The 14,309-nt window shown below is 67.9% G+C and carries 13 protein-coding genes; 3 read left to right on the top strand and 10 right to left on the bottom strand.

Annotated features, from left to right (window positions below; genetic code table 11):
- Positions 1 to 27: 27 nt before the first annotated feature.
- The 5 genes from dop to OC550_RS06660 all read right to left on the bottom strand — a co-directional run bounded on the left by dop (position 28) and on the right by OC550_RS06660 (position 6,621).
- Positions 28 to 1,632, bottom strand: a complete 1,605-nt coding sequence (gene dop, locus OC550_RS06680; protein WP_262106273.1) for a depupylase/deamidase Dop — start codon at positions 1,630 to 1,632, stop codon at positions 28 to 30.
- Positions 1,633 to 1,646: 14 nt separating this feature from the next.
- Complete coding sequence (gene arc, locus OC550_RS06675; RefSeq protein ID WP_262104492.1) at positions 1,647 to 3,398, bottom strand: proteasome ATPase; 1,752 nt, start codon at positions 3,396 to 3,398, stop codon at positions 1,647 to 1,649.
- A 151-nt stretch (positions 3,399 to 3,549) separates the two neighbouring features.
- Entirely contained in the window at positions 3,550 to 4,602 is a 1,053-nt protein-coding gene (locus tag OC550_RS06670; protein ID WP_262104491.1) for a tRNA (adenine-N1)-methyltransferase, read from the bottom strand.
- A 106-nt stretch (positions 4,603 to 4,708) separates the two neighbouring features.
- The gene (locus OC550_RS06665) at positions 4,709 to 5,890 is read right to left on the bottom strand and encodes a site-2 protease family protein (RefSeq protein ID WP_262104490.1); all 1,182 of its coding nucleotides are present in this window, start codon (positions 5,888 to 5,890) and stop codon (positions 4,709 to 4,711) included.
- Positions 5,887 to 6,621 (bottom strand): HAD family phosphatase, encoded by a 735-nt coding sequence (locus OC550_RS06660; RefSeq protein WP_262104489.1) that lies wholly within the window; start codon positions 6,619 to 6,621, stop codon positions 5,887 to 5,889. The genes OC550_RS06665 and OC550_RS06660 overlap by 4 nt, the downstream gene beginning before the upstream one ends.
- Positions 6,622 to 6,828: 207 nt before the next feature.
- Here OC550_RS06660 and OC550_RS06655 point away from each other — a divergent pair, with 207 nt between their 5' ends.
- Positions 6,829 to 7,692 carry a PAC2 family protein gene (locus tag OC550_RS06655; RefSeq protein WP_262106272.1) on the top strand — a complete coding sequence of 288 codons (864 nt, stop codon included), beginning with the start codon at positions 6,829 to 6,831 and terminating at the stop codon, positions 7,690 to 7,692.
- 66 nt (positions 7,693 to 7,758) lie between these two features.
- Here OC550_RS06655 and mshC read toward each other — a convergent pair whose 3' ends face one another.
- Together mshC and OC550_RS06645 are read right to left on the bottom strand one after the other, a co-directional pair.
- Positions 7,759 to 9,036, bottom strand: coding sequence for a cysteine--1-D-myo-inosityl 2-amino-2-deoxy-alpha-D-glucopyranoside ligase (gene mshC, locus OC550_RS06650; RefSeq protein WP_262104488.1), 1,278 nt, complete (start codon positions 9,034 to 9,036; stop codon positions 7,759 to 7,761).
- A 52-nt stretch (positions 9,037 to 9,088) separates the two neighbouring features.
- Positions 9,089 to 9,913 carry an undecaprenyl-diphosphate phosphatase gene (locus OC550_RS06645; RefSeq protein ID WP_262104487.1) on the bottom strand — a complete coding sequence of 275 codons (825 nt, stop codon included), beginning with the start codon at positions 9,911 to 9,913 and terminating at the stop codon, positions 9,089 to 9,091.
- Between the two features lie 227 nt (positions 9,914 to 10,140).
- On the opposite strand from OC550_RS06645, the gene OC550_RS06640 reads away from it, so the two are divergent.
- Positions 10,141 to 11,079, top strand: coding sequence for an aldo/keto reductase (locus OC550_RS06640; RefSeq protein WP_262104486.1), 939 nt, complete (start codon positions 10,141 to 10,143; stop codon positions 11,077 to 11,079).
- Between the two features lie 18 nt (positions 11,080 to 11,097).
- On the opposite strand, the gene OC550_RS06635 is transcribed toward OC550_RS06640, so the two are convergent.
- Complete coding sequence (locus tag OC550_RS06635) at positions 11,098 to 11,388, bottom strand: hypothetical protein (protein WP_262104485.1); 291 nt, start codon at positions 11,386 to 11,388, stop codon at positions 11,098 to 11,100.
- Positions 11,389 to 11,439: 51 nt separating this feature from the next.
- Between OC550_RS06635 and OC550_RS06630 the strand changes: the two genes are divergently transcribed.
- Positions 11,440 to 11,673 carry a DUF5703 family protein gene (locus OC550_RS06630; RefSeq protein ID WP_262104484.1) on the top strand — a complete coding sequence of 78 codons (234 nt, stop codon included), beginning with the start codon at positions 11,440 to 11,442 and terminating at the stop codon, positions 11,671 to 11,673.
- 29 nt (positions 11,674 to 11,702) lie between these two features.
- On the opposite strand, the gene OC550_RS06625 is transcribed toward OC550_RS06630, so the two are convergent.
- A complete protein-coding gene (locus OC550_RS06625) occupies positions 11,703 to 12,860 on the bottom strand; it encodes an acyl-CoA dehydrogenase family protein (protein ID WP_262104483.1) in 1,158 nt (385 codons plus the stop codon).
- A 13-nt stretch (positions 12,861 to 12,873) separates the two neighbouring features.
- Positions 12,874 to 14,178 (bottom strand): M20/M25/M40 family metallo-hydrolase, encoded by a 1,305-nt coding sequence (locus tag OC550_RS06620; protein WP_262104482.1) that lies wholly within the window; start codon positions 14,176 to 14,178, stop codon positions 12,874 to 12,876.
- Positions 14,179 to 14,309: the final 131 nt, after the last annotated feature.

Genomic DNA, 14,309 nt, shown 5'->3' with positions numbered 1-14,309 from the left:
GTGGGGTTCGACACTCTTGCTTACTGCTTATCGTGCCACGTCCGGCCCGCTTTCCGGGCCCAGCAACGCTGAAATAAATTCCTCGGCCGAGGCCGCCTGATCGAACAGCGGACCGGTCAGTTCGCGGGTCCCCCGCAGCGGCTCCCGCGTGGGTATGCGCTGCAGCTTGCGGCGGCTCGGCAGGTCGAAAATCACCGAATCCCAACTGGCTCCGACCACCTCGACAGGGAAGCGCTCAATGCACTTGCCGCGGAAATACGCCCTCGTATCGTGCGGCGGTTCCGTCACGGCGGTGGCGATCTGCTCATCGGTGAAGAGCCGTTCCATCTTGCCGCGTGCGGCGAGGCGATGGTACAGCCCCTTCTCCGGCCGGACGTCCGCGTACTGCAGGTCGATCAGCCCCAGCCGGGCATCGGACCACTCGAGCGAGTCCCGGTCCCGGTAGGCCTGCAGCAGCTTGAGCTTGGCCACCCAGTCCACCTGCGCCGCCGCATCCATTGGTTCCCGCCGGAGGGTGTCCAGCAGGGCCTGCCAGCGGCGCAGGACGTCCGCCGTCTGGCCGTGGTCCTGGCCATGCTTGCGGCAGTGCTCCCGGGCCGCCTCCAGGTACATTTCCTGCAGGTCGAGGCCGGTCATCATGGAGCCGTCCTTCAGCGCGACCTTCTGCTGCAGCGACGGGTCGTGGCTGATGGCCTGCAGCGACTGCACCGGCTCCTGCAGCTCGATCCGCGGGGCCTCGCCGTGCTCGATCATCGACAGGACGAGAGCCGTCGTTCCCAGCCGCAGGTAGGTCGATATCTCGCTCAGGTTGGCGTCGCCGATGATGACGTGCAGCCGGCGGTATTTCTCCGCCACGGCATGCGGCTCGTCCCGGGTGTTGACGATGGGGCGCCGGATGGTCGTCTCCAGGCCCACCTCCGCCTCGAAGAAGTCGGCGCGCTGGCTGATCTGGTAGCCACCGTGCTTGCCCATGGCTCCGAGCCCCACGCGCCCGGAACCGCAGATGACCTGGCGGGAGACGAAGAAGGGGATGAGCCCCGTGACGATGTTCCCGAACGGCACGCTGCGCGGCATCAGGTAGTTCTCGTGCGCGCCATAGGAGACGGACTTGTTGTCCGTGTTGTTCTTGTACACATTGACCGGGGCGAAGCCCGGCATGCGCGCTATGCGGCGGAGTGCGTGGAGTACGACGACGTCGCCGGCCTTGTCCCACAGCACGCCGTCGCGGGGGCTGGTCACTTCCGGGCTGGAGTATTCGGGATGGGCGTGGTCGACGTAGAGGCGCGCCCCGTTGCTCAGCACCATGTTCATCAGGACGCCGCCGGAGCCGGGGTCCTCGGAGTAGAACTCGCTGGACGGGGGCCTGCCGCCGGCCAGGGCGATCTGCTCGGCGTCAAGCACCGGCGGCAGGTCCGTCAGCTGGGAGGGATCGGCGTTCTCGCGGGACACGGACCAGCCGCGGGCGTCATGCAGCGGCTCCTCGTCCGTGTAGTCCCACTTGGTTCCGGCGAGGTTTCCCATGCCGCCGCGCACTGTCGACGCGTAAGCATTGATGATCTGGGACGAGAGCACCGTGGAGTTGGCCAGCGGATCGCTCGGAGCATGGATGCCATACTCCGTCTCGGTTCCCATCACCCGGATGACGCTCACAGGTACTGCCCCGTATTTGCCGTCGTTTCGATGGCCTTGCCGGCCTCCTGTCCTTCCTTGCCCTGGATAATCGTGCGGATGTAGGTGATCCGCTCGCCCTTCTTGCCCGAGATGCGTGCCCAGTCGTCCGGGTTGGTCGTGTTGGGCATGTCCTCGTGCTCGCGGAACTCGTCCACGACGCCATGCAGCAGGTGTTCGATCCGCAGTCCCTTCTGCTGGTTGGTCAGCAGGTCCTTGATGGCGTTCTTCTTGGCCCGGTCCACCACGTTCTGGATGACGGCGCCGGAGTTGAAGTCCTTGAAGTAGAGCATCTCCGTGTCGCCGCTGGCATACGTGACCTCCAGGTACTCCGTGGACTTCTCCTTGGCGTACATCGCCTCGACGGTCCGCTGGATCATGGCGTCCACCGTCGCCTGGCGGTCATTGCCGTGCTCGGCCAGGTCGTCCACGTGGATCGGCAGGTCCGTCGTAACGTACTTCGCGAAGATTTCCGCGGCCGCTTCGGCGTCCGGCCGGTGGATCTTGATCTTGACGTCCAGCCGGCCCGGACGCAGGATGGCCGGATCGATCATGTCCTCACGGTTGGATGCGCCGATGACAATCACGTTCTCCAGCTTCTCCACGCCGTCGATCTCGCTCAGCAGCTGCGGGACGATGGTGGTCTCGACGTCGGAGGAGACGCCGGTCCCGCGGGTGCGGAAGAGCGAGTCCATCTCGTCGAAGAAGACGACGACCGGGCTGCCGTCCGAGGCCTTCTCGCGTGCGCGGGCGAAGATCAGGCGGATGTGCCGCTCCGTCTCGCCGACATACTTGTCCAGCAGCTCGGGGCCCTTGATGTTCAGGAAGTAGCTGCGCGTCCCCTCCGGCCCGCCGCGTTCCAGCGCCCGGGCTGCCAGCGAATTCGCCACGGCCTTCGCGATCAGCGTCTTGCCGCAGCCGGGAGGCCCGTAGAGCAGGATGCCTTTCGGGGCCTTCAGCCCGTGCTCGCGGTAGAGGTCCGGGTAGAGGAATGGCAGCTCGACGGCGTCCCGGATCTCGTCGATCTGGGGGCCGAGGCCGCCGATGTCCTGGTAGGAAATGTCCGGCACTTCCTCCAGGATGAGGTTCTCCACCTCGCTGCGCGGGATCTTCTCCAGCGCGTAGCCGGTCCGGGAATCGATCGACACGGCGTCGCCGACGCGGATCCGTTCCTCCAGCAGCTCGCCGGAGAGCTTGACGACGCGCTCCTCGTCCGCCCGCCCGATCACCAGGATCCGGTCGGCACCCAGGAGCTCCTTGATCGTGACCAGTTCGCCGGCACGTTCGAAGCCGAGGGCGGCGATGATCGTCAGCGACTCGTTCAGCAGCACTTCCTGGCCCGGGGAAAGCTGGGCCAGGTTGATCAACGGGCTGGCGGCGACGCGCAGCTTGCGCCCGGACTGGATGATGTCCACGCTCTCCTGCGTGGTCGCCGTCGTCGTTACGCCCGCACGCGGCTGCTGCCGCTGGTTCACCTGCAGGATGGTCGCGAAGCTGAACGGCGTCTCGCCATCGCGCTCCAAGGCGGCCTTGAGCCGGATGATCTCCGCCTTGGCCGACTCCAGCATCGAGACCATGCGTGAGTTGTTGGCGGTCGCCGCGGCCAACTGCTTGTCCAGGTTGCGGATCTTGTCGCGCAGGACGTTGATCTGCCGCTGGGCGATGGTCAGCTCGTTGGCATGAGCCGCAGCCGGTACCGGATCGTTGCCCTGGTTCTGCTGTTCGTTCATCACCGCAACCTTCTCTCTCGAGTCGGGACCCTTCCTAGAACCCTAACCGCCGATGTCCCGGCGTGACACCTATTTGAGAAGGAAACGCTGAAGTACTTTGGGTAATTCCATCCGGCACAAAACAGGCTAAAATGCCCAGCCCAGCCGGGGTTTAAACGTCCTTTTGGTCGCCCGGCGATTCGGTGCCCTTGAAGGCGCCCCGCTGGACCGTCGAGGCGGCGTCCTTGGCGGCGCGGCGGAGCTTGCGGTCGGAGACGACGCGTTCGCCGAGCGTCTCCGGGCTCCAGTCGCCGTCGCGCGGGGTCCACGTCTGCAGATCCTCATCGGTGAACTCCGTCTTGGACGGCCGGCGCTTGGGCGTGATGCCCGTGACCCCTTCGGCCAGCCGGCGCGCGGTGAGCAGGAAGCCCGTGTGGGCCACCATCCGGTGGTCCGGGCGCACGGCCAGTCCTTCCAGGTGCCAGCCGCGGACCATCGACTCCCAGGCGTCGGGCTCGGTGAAACGGCCGTCGGCCCTGATGGCCTCCGCCGTGCGGGAGAGCTGGGTCACCGTCGCCACATAGCTGATCCAGACACCCCCGGGCGCCAGCACCGTGGCCACCGCGTCCAGGCACTCCCACGGGGCAAGCATGTCCAGCACGACACGGTCGACGCTGCCGGCCGCCTCCTGCTTCACGACCTCTTCCTGGAAGTCGCCGATGCTGACCTTCCACGCAGGGTGCGCCCCGCCGAAGATGGTTTCCACGTTTCCCCGGGCCACGTCGGCGAACTCCTCGCGCCGTTCGAACGAGTGCAGGTAGCCGTGGTCCCCCACGGCCCGCAGCAGCGAGATGCTCAGCGCGCCGGACCCGACGCCCGCCTCGACCACACGCGCACCGGGGAAGATGTCGGCCATGGTGATGATCTGGCCGGCGTCCTTCGGATAAACCACGGCGGCGCCGCGCGGCATCGAGAGCACGAAGTCCGAGAGCAGGGGCCGCAGCACCTGGTACCGGTGGCCGGTGTCGTTCACGACGATGCTGCCCTCGGGCTGGCCGATCACGGCGTCGTGGGCCAGCAGCCCCTTGTGAGTGTGGAAGGCTCCGCCCGGGGTCAGCGTGACGGTGTTCATCCGGCCCTTTTCGTCCGTCAACTGGGCGCGTTCGCCGGGGCGGAAGGGGCCGCGGCGCTGTTCGGCTCCGGTCGGGGTGGTGGCAGGGCTCATGGTTCGGCTACTTCCGGTTGGTGGCAGAATCCCGTACGAACGGGCGTGATGATTCTATGCTGGCGGCGGCCTGTTCTTCAGCCGCTTCTTCGGCCGTGGGCCGGTTTCAGGAGTCCTTGCCGGTGATGGCGCGGACCACGGTGGCCTGGTCGAGCAGCCCGGTGACGTACCCGTGCTGGTCCACCACGGCGTACTCCGTGCCACCCAGCCCGGCCAGGTACTGGACCAGTTCCTGGCCGGACGCCCACTCCGGGACATACGCCCCCGGAGCGAGCGACCGGGCGGCGGCGGTCGCCGACGTGGCCGCGGCGCTGGCCTCGGGAACGTGCTGCAGCGCGACGGAATCCACGATCGCCTCCGGCTGCCCGGTCGCGGCCGTCAGGACGACGGCGGTGCCCGGGTTCCGCTGCAGGGCGTCCCTGACCTGGGCGACAGTCGCTGTCGCCGGAACGCCGACCGCCGGCCTCTTCAGTGCTCCGGCGAAGACCTGCGGCAGCCGAAGCCGCAGCCTGGCGTTCGCTATCGAGGCACTGGCGCCCATCCACAGGAAGCTTCCGACGAGCACCATGATCACGACGATCTGGAGGCTTGGCTCGCGGCCCATGAGCAGCGGCCAGCCGATGACCGCCAGCACGGTCAGCACCACGATGATGCGGCCGGCCCAACCTGCCGCGAGCGTGCCCTTCTCCTGGCTTCCGGTTACGCGCCACACGGCGGATTCCACCAGCCGGCCGCCGTCGAGCGGCAGCCCGGGCAGGATGTTGAACAGCGCCACCAAGAAGTTGGCCCAGATGAAGATGTCCGTGAGCAGATAGCCCACCGCGCTGCCGCGCATAAGCGGCAGCACCAGCACCCCGGCTCCGGCCAGCGCAAAGTTCGCTGCCGGACCGGACAGGGCGACGATCAGGGACTTGCCCGGCGTGGCCTTGAAACTCTCGAACTGCGTGTGGCCGCCCCAGAGGTTCAACACGATCCGCGCCGTCGGCCAGCCGAAGATCCGGGCACTGACCGCGTGCGCCAGTTCATGCACCAACACCGAGAAGAGCAGCAGCAACGCATAGCCCAGCGCAACGAAGTAGGCGCCGGCCCCGAGCCCGGGGATGCCCTGCTGGACCTGCGGCCCGAAGGCGATCACGATGAAGGCCGCAATGATGAACCAGGAGTAGGCCAGTACGATGGGCACGCCCGCGATCCGGCCCAGCGGGATGCCTTCGCTGCGCTTGGGCTTCGGCGTCGGGCTCGAATTCCCGGTGTCCGGCGAGCCGCCGGTATGCGGAGCCGCGCTCATGCGGTCGCTTCCGCCGGAACGGCTTCGGTGGCGTCGAGCAGCCGTTCCAGGTCGGTGATTCCCTTGTGCGCAAGGGTGGACCACAGGATCCGCCCGGCCGCTGCCGGTACGGGTACGACGTGCGGTATGGCCACGGTCACGAGCCCCGCCGCCTGTGCCGAGGTGGCGCCGGGCACGGAGTCCTCCAGTGCGACGGCGCGGTCCTTGCGGAGCTCCGGGTGATCGGCCGAAAGCGCGTCGAAGGCGCGCTGATAAGGCTCGGGATGCGGCTTGCCATGCACCACCATGTCCCCGGTGACCAGCAGCCTGAAGCTGTCCGGCGGGAGGGCGGCAACGACTTCCTCGGCCAGCACCTTCTCGGACATCGTGACCAGGGCCGTGGGAATACCGGCCTCGCGCAGTTCGGCCAGCAGTTCGCGCGCTCCCGGCCGCCACGGGATCCGGTGCCGCACCCGCTCGACCACGGCCGTGATCAGGCGGTCGATGATGTCGCGGACCGGCAGTTCCACCCCGGCCTGTTGGAGGACCGCTGCGGAGGACGGCAGCGCGTTGCCGACCAGAGTGCGGCCGAGCTCGTAGGACCAGGTGCCGCCGAAGCTCTTGACGAGCTCCGTTTCGGCTTCGATCCAGTACGGCTCGGTGTCCACCAAGGTGCCATCCATGTCCCACAGGACGGCGTGCAGGCGGGGCTCATCGGCGGGCACCTCGGCGGGGCGGGAAGCATCAGGCATGGTCCCAGTCTACGGTGGCTCCCCGCGGCGGGGACGCACCGGGAACGCACTGGGGAGGCAGCGGGAACGCACCGGCGACCCTGTGGTGGAGCTGCGGGGACGCCGTTACGCCGGCACGCGAATTGAAACCCGACTTCCCTGACAACCGAAGAGCCTTCGGTTTAGGGTGAAGAGGTGAGCACACAGGACAACAACGAGGCTCGGGGACTGCGTTCCCTCTTCCCGCGCCAGCAGGAAGAAGGCCAGCCGCAGCGGAAGCTGACCGTGATGGTGGCCGCCTTCGAAGGCTGGAATGATGCCGGGGAGGCCGCCACGGACGCGGTGAAGTACCTGAGCCGGATCTGGGACGGGCGGAAGGTCGCCAGCATCGACCCGGACCTCTACTACGACTTCCAGTTCACCCGCCCGATGGTTCGCCGCACGGCCTCGGGTGAACGCCGGATCAAGTGGCCCACGACCAAGCTCACCCGCTGCAGCGTTCCCGGGACGGACGTGGACGTCGTTTTCGTCCATGGCGTCGAGCCCTCCTACCGGTGGCGGGCCTACACGGCCGAGCTGCTCGCCCATGCCACGGAACAGGACGTGGACTGCCTGATCCTGGTGGGCGCCCTGCTGGCGGACGTGCCGCACAGCCGGCCTATCCCGGTGACCGCCACCAGCGAGGACGACGGCATCCGCGAGGCGCTGAACACCGAGCCCAGCCAGTACGAGGGGCCGACGGGAATCGTCGGTGTGCTCTCGGAGCTGGCTTCCCTGGCCGGCATTCCCACGGTTTCGCTGTGGGCGGCCGTACCGCATTACGTCGGACAGGCGCCCTCCCCCAAGGCGGAGCTCGCGCTGCTGCACCGTTTGGAGGACATCCTCCAGCTCCCGCTGGACACCAGCATGCTGACGGAGGAAGCCGAGGCCTGGGAGCGCGGCGTCAACGAGCTGGCCGTCGAGGATCCGGAAGTTGCCGCCTACGTGCACCAGTTGGAGGAGGCCAAGGACACTGCCGAGCTGCCCGAGGCCACGGGCGAGTCGATCGCCCGGGAATTCGAGCGTTATCTCAAGAAGCGCCGCAAGGACTGAGGGACCCGCAAGAGCTCGGCACGGCGCCGGGATCGCGAAGATTCCGGCGCCGCACAAGCCAGTAGATCAGAGGCGGATGCCGAGCAGGGCGTCGAGTACCGCGGCCACCGGAGCAGCCACAGCTTCGCCGGGCACTTCAGCACCCCGTCCGCCTACGCCGGCGGCGGTAACGGAGTGCGCCCAGCGGTCCACCGCGTCCAGGGCGGAGGGCGCGTCCAGGTCATTCGACAAGGCGGCGCGGATTTCCTCCGCCAACCCGGAAGCGTCGGCGCCGCCGACGCCGGCGGCCTCGCGCCACAGCTCCAGCCGGGCCTGTGCCTGTTCAAGGAGCTCGTCGGTCCAGAACCAGTCGCTGCGGTAATGCTGGCCGAGGAGAACGGTGCGGATCGCTGCCGGGTCTTCGCCGGCCGCGCGCAGCTTCGAGACGAGCACGAGATTGCCTTTGGACTTGCTCATCTTCTCGCCGTCGAGGCCCACCATGCCGGCGTGCACGAAGTGCTTCGCCAGCGGCGTGTGGGTCAGGGCGTAGGCATGCCCGGCGCTCATCTCGTGGTGCGGGAAGCTCAGGTCGGAGCCGCCGCCCTGGACGTCGAACGTCTCCGGGAGGAAGCGGCGCGCGATAATGGAGCACTCGATGTGCCAGCCCGGGCGTCCCTCGCCCAGGGAATTGCCCGGCCATTTGGGTTCGCCTTCGCGGGCCACCCGCCACAGCAGGGCGTCCAGCGGATGCCGCTTGCCGGGCCGGTCGGGATCCCCGCCGCGTTCGGCGAAGAGCGGCAGCATCTCCTGCTCGCTCAGCCGCGAGGTCAGGCCGAGGTGCCAGCCCTCCCCCGCGGCGGCCACGGAATCGAAGTACACGTCCCCGGCGGGCTCGCCGGCCGTCCCGGCAACGCGGTACGCCAGCCCGGCCTCCAGCAGCTGTTCAACCGCGGGAATGATCCACGAGATGGACTCAACGGCACCGATGTAATGGTCCGGCGGCAGGACGTTGAGGGCCTCCATGTCCTCGCGGAACAGGTCGGTCTGGTCCTTGGCCAGTGCCTCCCAGTCCACGCCGGTCGCCTTGGCCCGCTCCAGCAGCGGGTCGTCGACGTCCGTCACGTTCTGCACGTACCGCACATTGCGTCCGGCGTCGCGCCAGTAGCGGTTCAGCAGGTCGAAGGCGACGTACGTCGCCGCGTGCCCCATGTGGGTCGCATCATAGGGGGTGATGCCGCAGACGTAGAGCGATCCGACATCGGAGCGCTCCAGCTCGACCAGGTTTCCGGCGGCCGTGTCGAAGAGCGTCAGCCCATCGTTGCCGCCGGGGATCTCCGGCACGGGGCGCGCATTCCAACCGAACAATTGATGTTCCTTCCGGTGTGTGTTGCGGACCCGGTGGGACCGCCGTCGTACTTTAGGCGCTGATGGCGCCGATGCCCAAGAGAATGTAGAGCAGCAAGCCCAGCCCGATCCGGTACCAGACGAAGGGCTTGTAGCTGTGGGTCGACACGAACTTCAGGAACCACCCGATGATGACGAAACCGACCACGAACGCCACCACGGTGGCCAGCGCCGTCGGGCCGGGTCCGTACGGGCCCGGCTCGTCCAGCCCGGTGAAGAGCTGGTAGAGACCACTCGCGAACACCGCCGGAATGGCCAGCAGGAAGGCGTAGCGTGCGGCTGCCTCGCGGGTGTAGCCCATCAGCAGCCCCGCAGTGATCGTACCGCCGGAACGGGAGACACCGGGAATCAGCGCCAGTGCTTGGGCCAGGCCGAACAGGATGCCGTGCTTGTAGGTGAGCTTGTCCAGGGCCCGCACCTGCTTGCCGATGGAGTCCGCCACGGCCAGGATCAGGCCGAACACGATCAGCATGGTGGCGACAATCCAGAGGCTCCGGAAGGTGCCCTCGATCTGGTCCTGGAAGAGCAGGCCGAGCACCCCGATGGGGAGGGAGCCGATGATGACCAGCCAGCCCATCCGTGCATCGGGGTCGTTCCGCGGGACCTTGCCGGTCAGCGAGCCGAACCACGCCTTGACGATGTTGAGGATGTCCTTCCAGAAATAGATGAGCACGGCGGTCTCGGTGCCCAGCTGCGTGATCGCGGTGAAGGCCGCACCAGGGTCGGCCGCACCGGGCAGGAACTCACCCACCACGCGCAGATGGGCGCTGGAGGAAATCGGAAGGAATTCGGTCAGGCCCTGGATCAGTCCCAAGAAGGCCGCTTCAAGCCAAGTCACAAGTTAGACCTTAAAGCACGGGCAGGGTGCCGGCAGAACCGGGCACCCCGGCGCCGGGAAAGATCGGCCCGCGGGATGAGATGCCGCAGACAGCGTTTGCGGGCCATTCCGGCAGCGTACGACGGCGGCGCCCGTCCGTGCGGTGACCTCGCCTTTTCGCCCGTGGACCCGCGGTCATCAGGCGTTCCGTTCCGCCCTGCGGCACGCGAGGCCGTAGGCTTTTGCCCATGGAGCAGAATCGCTTGGGCAACAGCGGGCTGAAGGTGCCGCATCTTTCGCTGGGCACCATGACCTGGGGCGACACCACGGATGAAGAGCACGCCGCCATCATGCTGCGGGCTTACCTGGAGGCCGGAGGCTCGCTGCTGGATACCGCGGCCGCCTACGCCGATGGCGCGAGCGAAGCGATTATCGGCGCTTTCCTGGGCGAACTGGTGCCGCGGCAGGAAGTGACAATTGTCTCGAAGGCGGGCATCGTCCGCCGGGATGGCGCCCGCGAGCTCGACGCCTCGCGCGGGTCGATGCTGCGCAGCCTCGACGCGAGCCTCGCGCGGTTGGGCACCGAGTACCTGGATCTGTGGCTGGTGGACTGCTGGGACGACAATGTCCCGCTGGAGGAAACGCTGTCCGCATTGGAGTTCGCGGTGGGATCCGGCCGGGCCCGCTACGTGGGCGTGTCGAATTACTCCGGGTGGCAGCTGGCGCGGGCCATCTCGATCAGCGCAGTGCCGCTGGTCGCCGTCCAGTCCGAGTACTCGCTGCTCAAGCGCACCGCCGAGCGCGAGGTCATTCCGGCGGCCCGTGCCCTCGGGGCGGGCGTGATGGCCTGGTCGCCGCTGGGCCGCGGCGTGCTCACCGGGAAATACCGGGGCGGGATCCCGGCGGATTCGCGAGGCAGCTCCGAGACGGGGGCCGCCTACGTCGAGCCCTATCTGTCCGGGCGCTCGGCGCGGATCACTGAGGCGCTGGCAACGGCCGCGCGCGGGCTGGATATTCCGGCCCTGGAACTCGCCCTGGGCTGGGCACTGGACCAGCCGGGCATCGCCACCGCGGTGGTCGGGCCGCGGACGCCCGCACAGCTGCACCAGATCCTGGCGGCCGCGCCCAAGAGGATTCCCGCCGAAATCGCCTCCGCCCTGGACGACATTTCGGCGACGCCGGCCTGAGTCCGCGCCGGCCGCCGGCTACTTCTCCTCGATCTCCAGGTCGTCGTCGAACGGGTCCGCGACGTCGTCGTAATCGTCTTCCTGCTCGTCGCGGTCCTCGTCCTCGGTCTCGTCGTAAATCACCAGGGGTGTAACTTCGCCGAAGGCGTCGTAAAGTGCATCCTCATAGGCTTCGAAGGTTTCCATGATGGAGGAAAAGGCCGCTTCCACGGCCGGGTCGTTTTCTCCCCGCCGGCTGGACGCGGCGGCAAGGTGTTCTTCGAGGGCAGCGGTGAATGACTGGAGCGCGACACGCGGATCAATGGCCATGTAGTAGACGTTAGCCGTTGGGGGAAGAATAAGTGAAGAGATCGGAGGGCAATGAGGGAACAATTCGGAACCGGAACGAGCCAGCGCGAGCGTGACCATGCCCGCGACTACGAGTACCTCGTGCTGACCCTGGCCAAGGGCGAATCCGTGAAGGAAGCGCGCCGCGCGCTGGCCGAGCACGCCGAGTACGGCAAGTGGGACCTGGTCCGTACCCGGCTGTACATGGGCGGCGGCCGCAAGTACTGGCTGCGCCGCAAGGTCCTGCGCGTGGAAGCCACCGTCTAGTCCCTCGCCGGAGGGTGCCCCGGGCCGGGTCAGTCTTCGAGCGGGCCGAGCCAGGCGTTGGCCACGGTACTGTGCGCCGACTCATCGTCCGAGGGATGGTACAGGCCTGCCAGGACGTCCCGGTAAAGCCGCTCGAGTTCGCCGCCGCGGAAATAGCCACCGCCGCCGGAGACACGCACTGCCTGCTCGACGACCTGCTTGGCCGTTTCCGTCGTGCGGACCTTCAGCCCTGCCAGCTTGGCGAACCACTGGTTCCCGTGGTCGACCTGGTTGTCCACGTCCGAGGCCAGCGCATCAACCTGCGGGTAGGCCCCGTCCATGGCCATCGCGGCCTCGGCCACGCGGCGGCGGATGTCCGGATCCTGCGCGTAGCTGCGCCCGGTCTTCAGCGATTGACGCCGGTGGCTGTTCTCCACGGCGAGTTCCACCGCGCGCCGCCCGATACCGGTGTAGACGGAGGAGAGCAGGATTTCGAAACAGGCGAAGATGCCGAAGACGAGCAGGTCCGGGTTGGGGCCGACCGGCAGCTTGCGGAACACCCGCTCCGGCCGCGCCACGACGCCGTCCAGGAGCGTTGTATTGGACTGGCTGGCGCGCATGCCCAGCGTGTTCCAGTCCTCCTTGATGCGGTAACCGGGAGCCTGGCGGTCCACGAAGGCCCAGACCAGCTGTGGTTCCGAGCCGGTGTCGTCGCGCCCGAAGACGCCCAGCCGGGTCCAGGCGGGCGAGAGGCTCGTAAAGACTTTCGCCCCGGTGAAGGCGTAGCTGCCGTCGGCCAGCGGCTGGGCCACCGTCCGGGAGTCGAAGAGGACATGGTCGTTTCCGGCTTCCGAGACGCCGAATCCGAAGACCTCGCCGCGTCCTGCCTCCTCCAGCACGAAGGCCATGCTCCCGTCGCCGCGCTCCGCGAGTACGCGGGCCACGCCGGTCCAGACCAGATGCATGTTGATAGCCAGCGCCGTTGCCGGGGCTGCTGCGGCCAGCCGCGTTTGGGCCCGGGTTGCCTGGAGCAGGCTCCAGCCCAGGCCGCCCTCAGCCTCCGGCACCAGCATCTTCAGGTAGCCGGCGCCGGCGAGTTCTGCCAGATCATCGTCGAAGAAGCTGTTGGCCTCGTCATACCCGGCGGCGCGGCCGCGGATCCGCTCGAGCAGTTCGTCGGGCAGCAGTTCTTCCACTGTCTTGGGCACTGGCGCTCCTCCCCTAGTACGACCTCAGCAGGCGCCCCAGCACCCGGGTCCCGAACTTCAGCGACTCCACCGGCACCCGCTCGTCCACGCCGTGGAACATGCCGGTGAAGTCCAGCTCGTCGGGCAGCCGCAGCGGTGCGAAGCCATAGCCGGTGATGCCCAGGCGGGCCAGGGACTTGTTGTCGGTTCCCCCGGAAAGCGTGTAAGGCAGGACGACGGCGTCCGGGTCTTCCGCCGTCAGCGAGTCCACCATGGCGTCCACGAGGCTGCCGGAGAAGGGGACCTCCAGCGCGCGGTCCTGGTGGACGTAGCTGACGTCGACGCCCTCGCCCGCCAGCTCCCGGATCTTGGCGAGCACGAGTTCATCCTGTCCCGGCAGCGTCCGGGCGTCGATCCGTGCCTCGGCCAGGCCCGGGATCACATTCTCCTTGTAGCCGGCCTTCAGCACGGTCGGGTTGGAAGTGTTCTGCAGCGTTGCGCCGACGAATCGGGCAACGGTGCCCAACTCCTTGAGAAGGATGTCCGGGTTGTCCGGGTCGAACTCGACGCCGGTCAGCTCGGTTACGCCGTCGAGGAACCGGCGCGTGGTATCGGTCAGCTCGATCGGCCACTGGTGGGCGCCGATCCGGCCGACGGCTTGGGCCAGCGTTGTCACGGCGTTGTCCGTGTTCAGCTGCGATCCGTGGCCGGCCCGTCCCATGACGGCCAGCCTCAACCAGGCGATGCCCTTTTCCGCGGTCTGCAGCATGTAGGCGCGTTTGCCGCCGATCGTGGCGGAGAAGCCGCCTACCTCGGAGATGGCCTCGGTGGCGCCGTCGAAAAGTTCGGGCCGGTTGTCCACTGCCCAGCGGGCCCCGTACTTGCCGCCGGCCTCTTCATCCGCGAAGAAGGCGAACACCAGGTCGCGCTTGGGCCGGACACCGGTCCGCGCCATGTCCCGGGCGACCGCCAGAATCATGGCGTCCATGTCCTTCATGTCGACCGCGCCGCGGCCCCAGATCAGGCCGTCGCGTTCCTCGCCGCTGAACGGGTCGACCTGCCAGTCCTCCTTCTGCGCAGGCACCACGTCCAGATGGCCGTGGACGACGAGGGCGCCGGCGGAGGGGTCCTCCCCGGTCATCCGGGCGACCAGCGAAGCCCGTCCGGGCGCCGACTCGAAGATCTCGGCCTGCAGGCCCGCTTCCTCCAGCAGTCCGGCGGTGTATTCGGCGGCGGCCCGCTCCCCCGGGCCTTCATTGCCCCCGTAGTTGGAGGTGTCGAAGCGGATGAGTTCGCTACAGATCCGGGCGACCTCATCCTCGGGCGAAATTGCGGGCATGGCGGGCTCCTAGCACTCGTCTGGTGCCTCCAGCCTACCGATGACCCACGCGGGCGGGAGGGAAATCGGCGCCGGCCGGCCGGTCAGCCCCGCCCGGCCGGGGCCGATTAAGTACTTCCGGAAAAACGTGT

It is taken from the genome of Arthrobacter sp. Marseille-P9274 (assembly GCF_946892675.1).
Taxonomy (GTDB): domain Bacteria; phylum Actinomycetota; class Actinomycetes; order Actinomycetales; family Micrococcaceae; genus Crystallibacter.
Note: the sequence above shows the minus strand (reverse complement) of the source record. Positions and strands in the feature narration are given on the sequence as shown.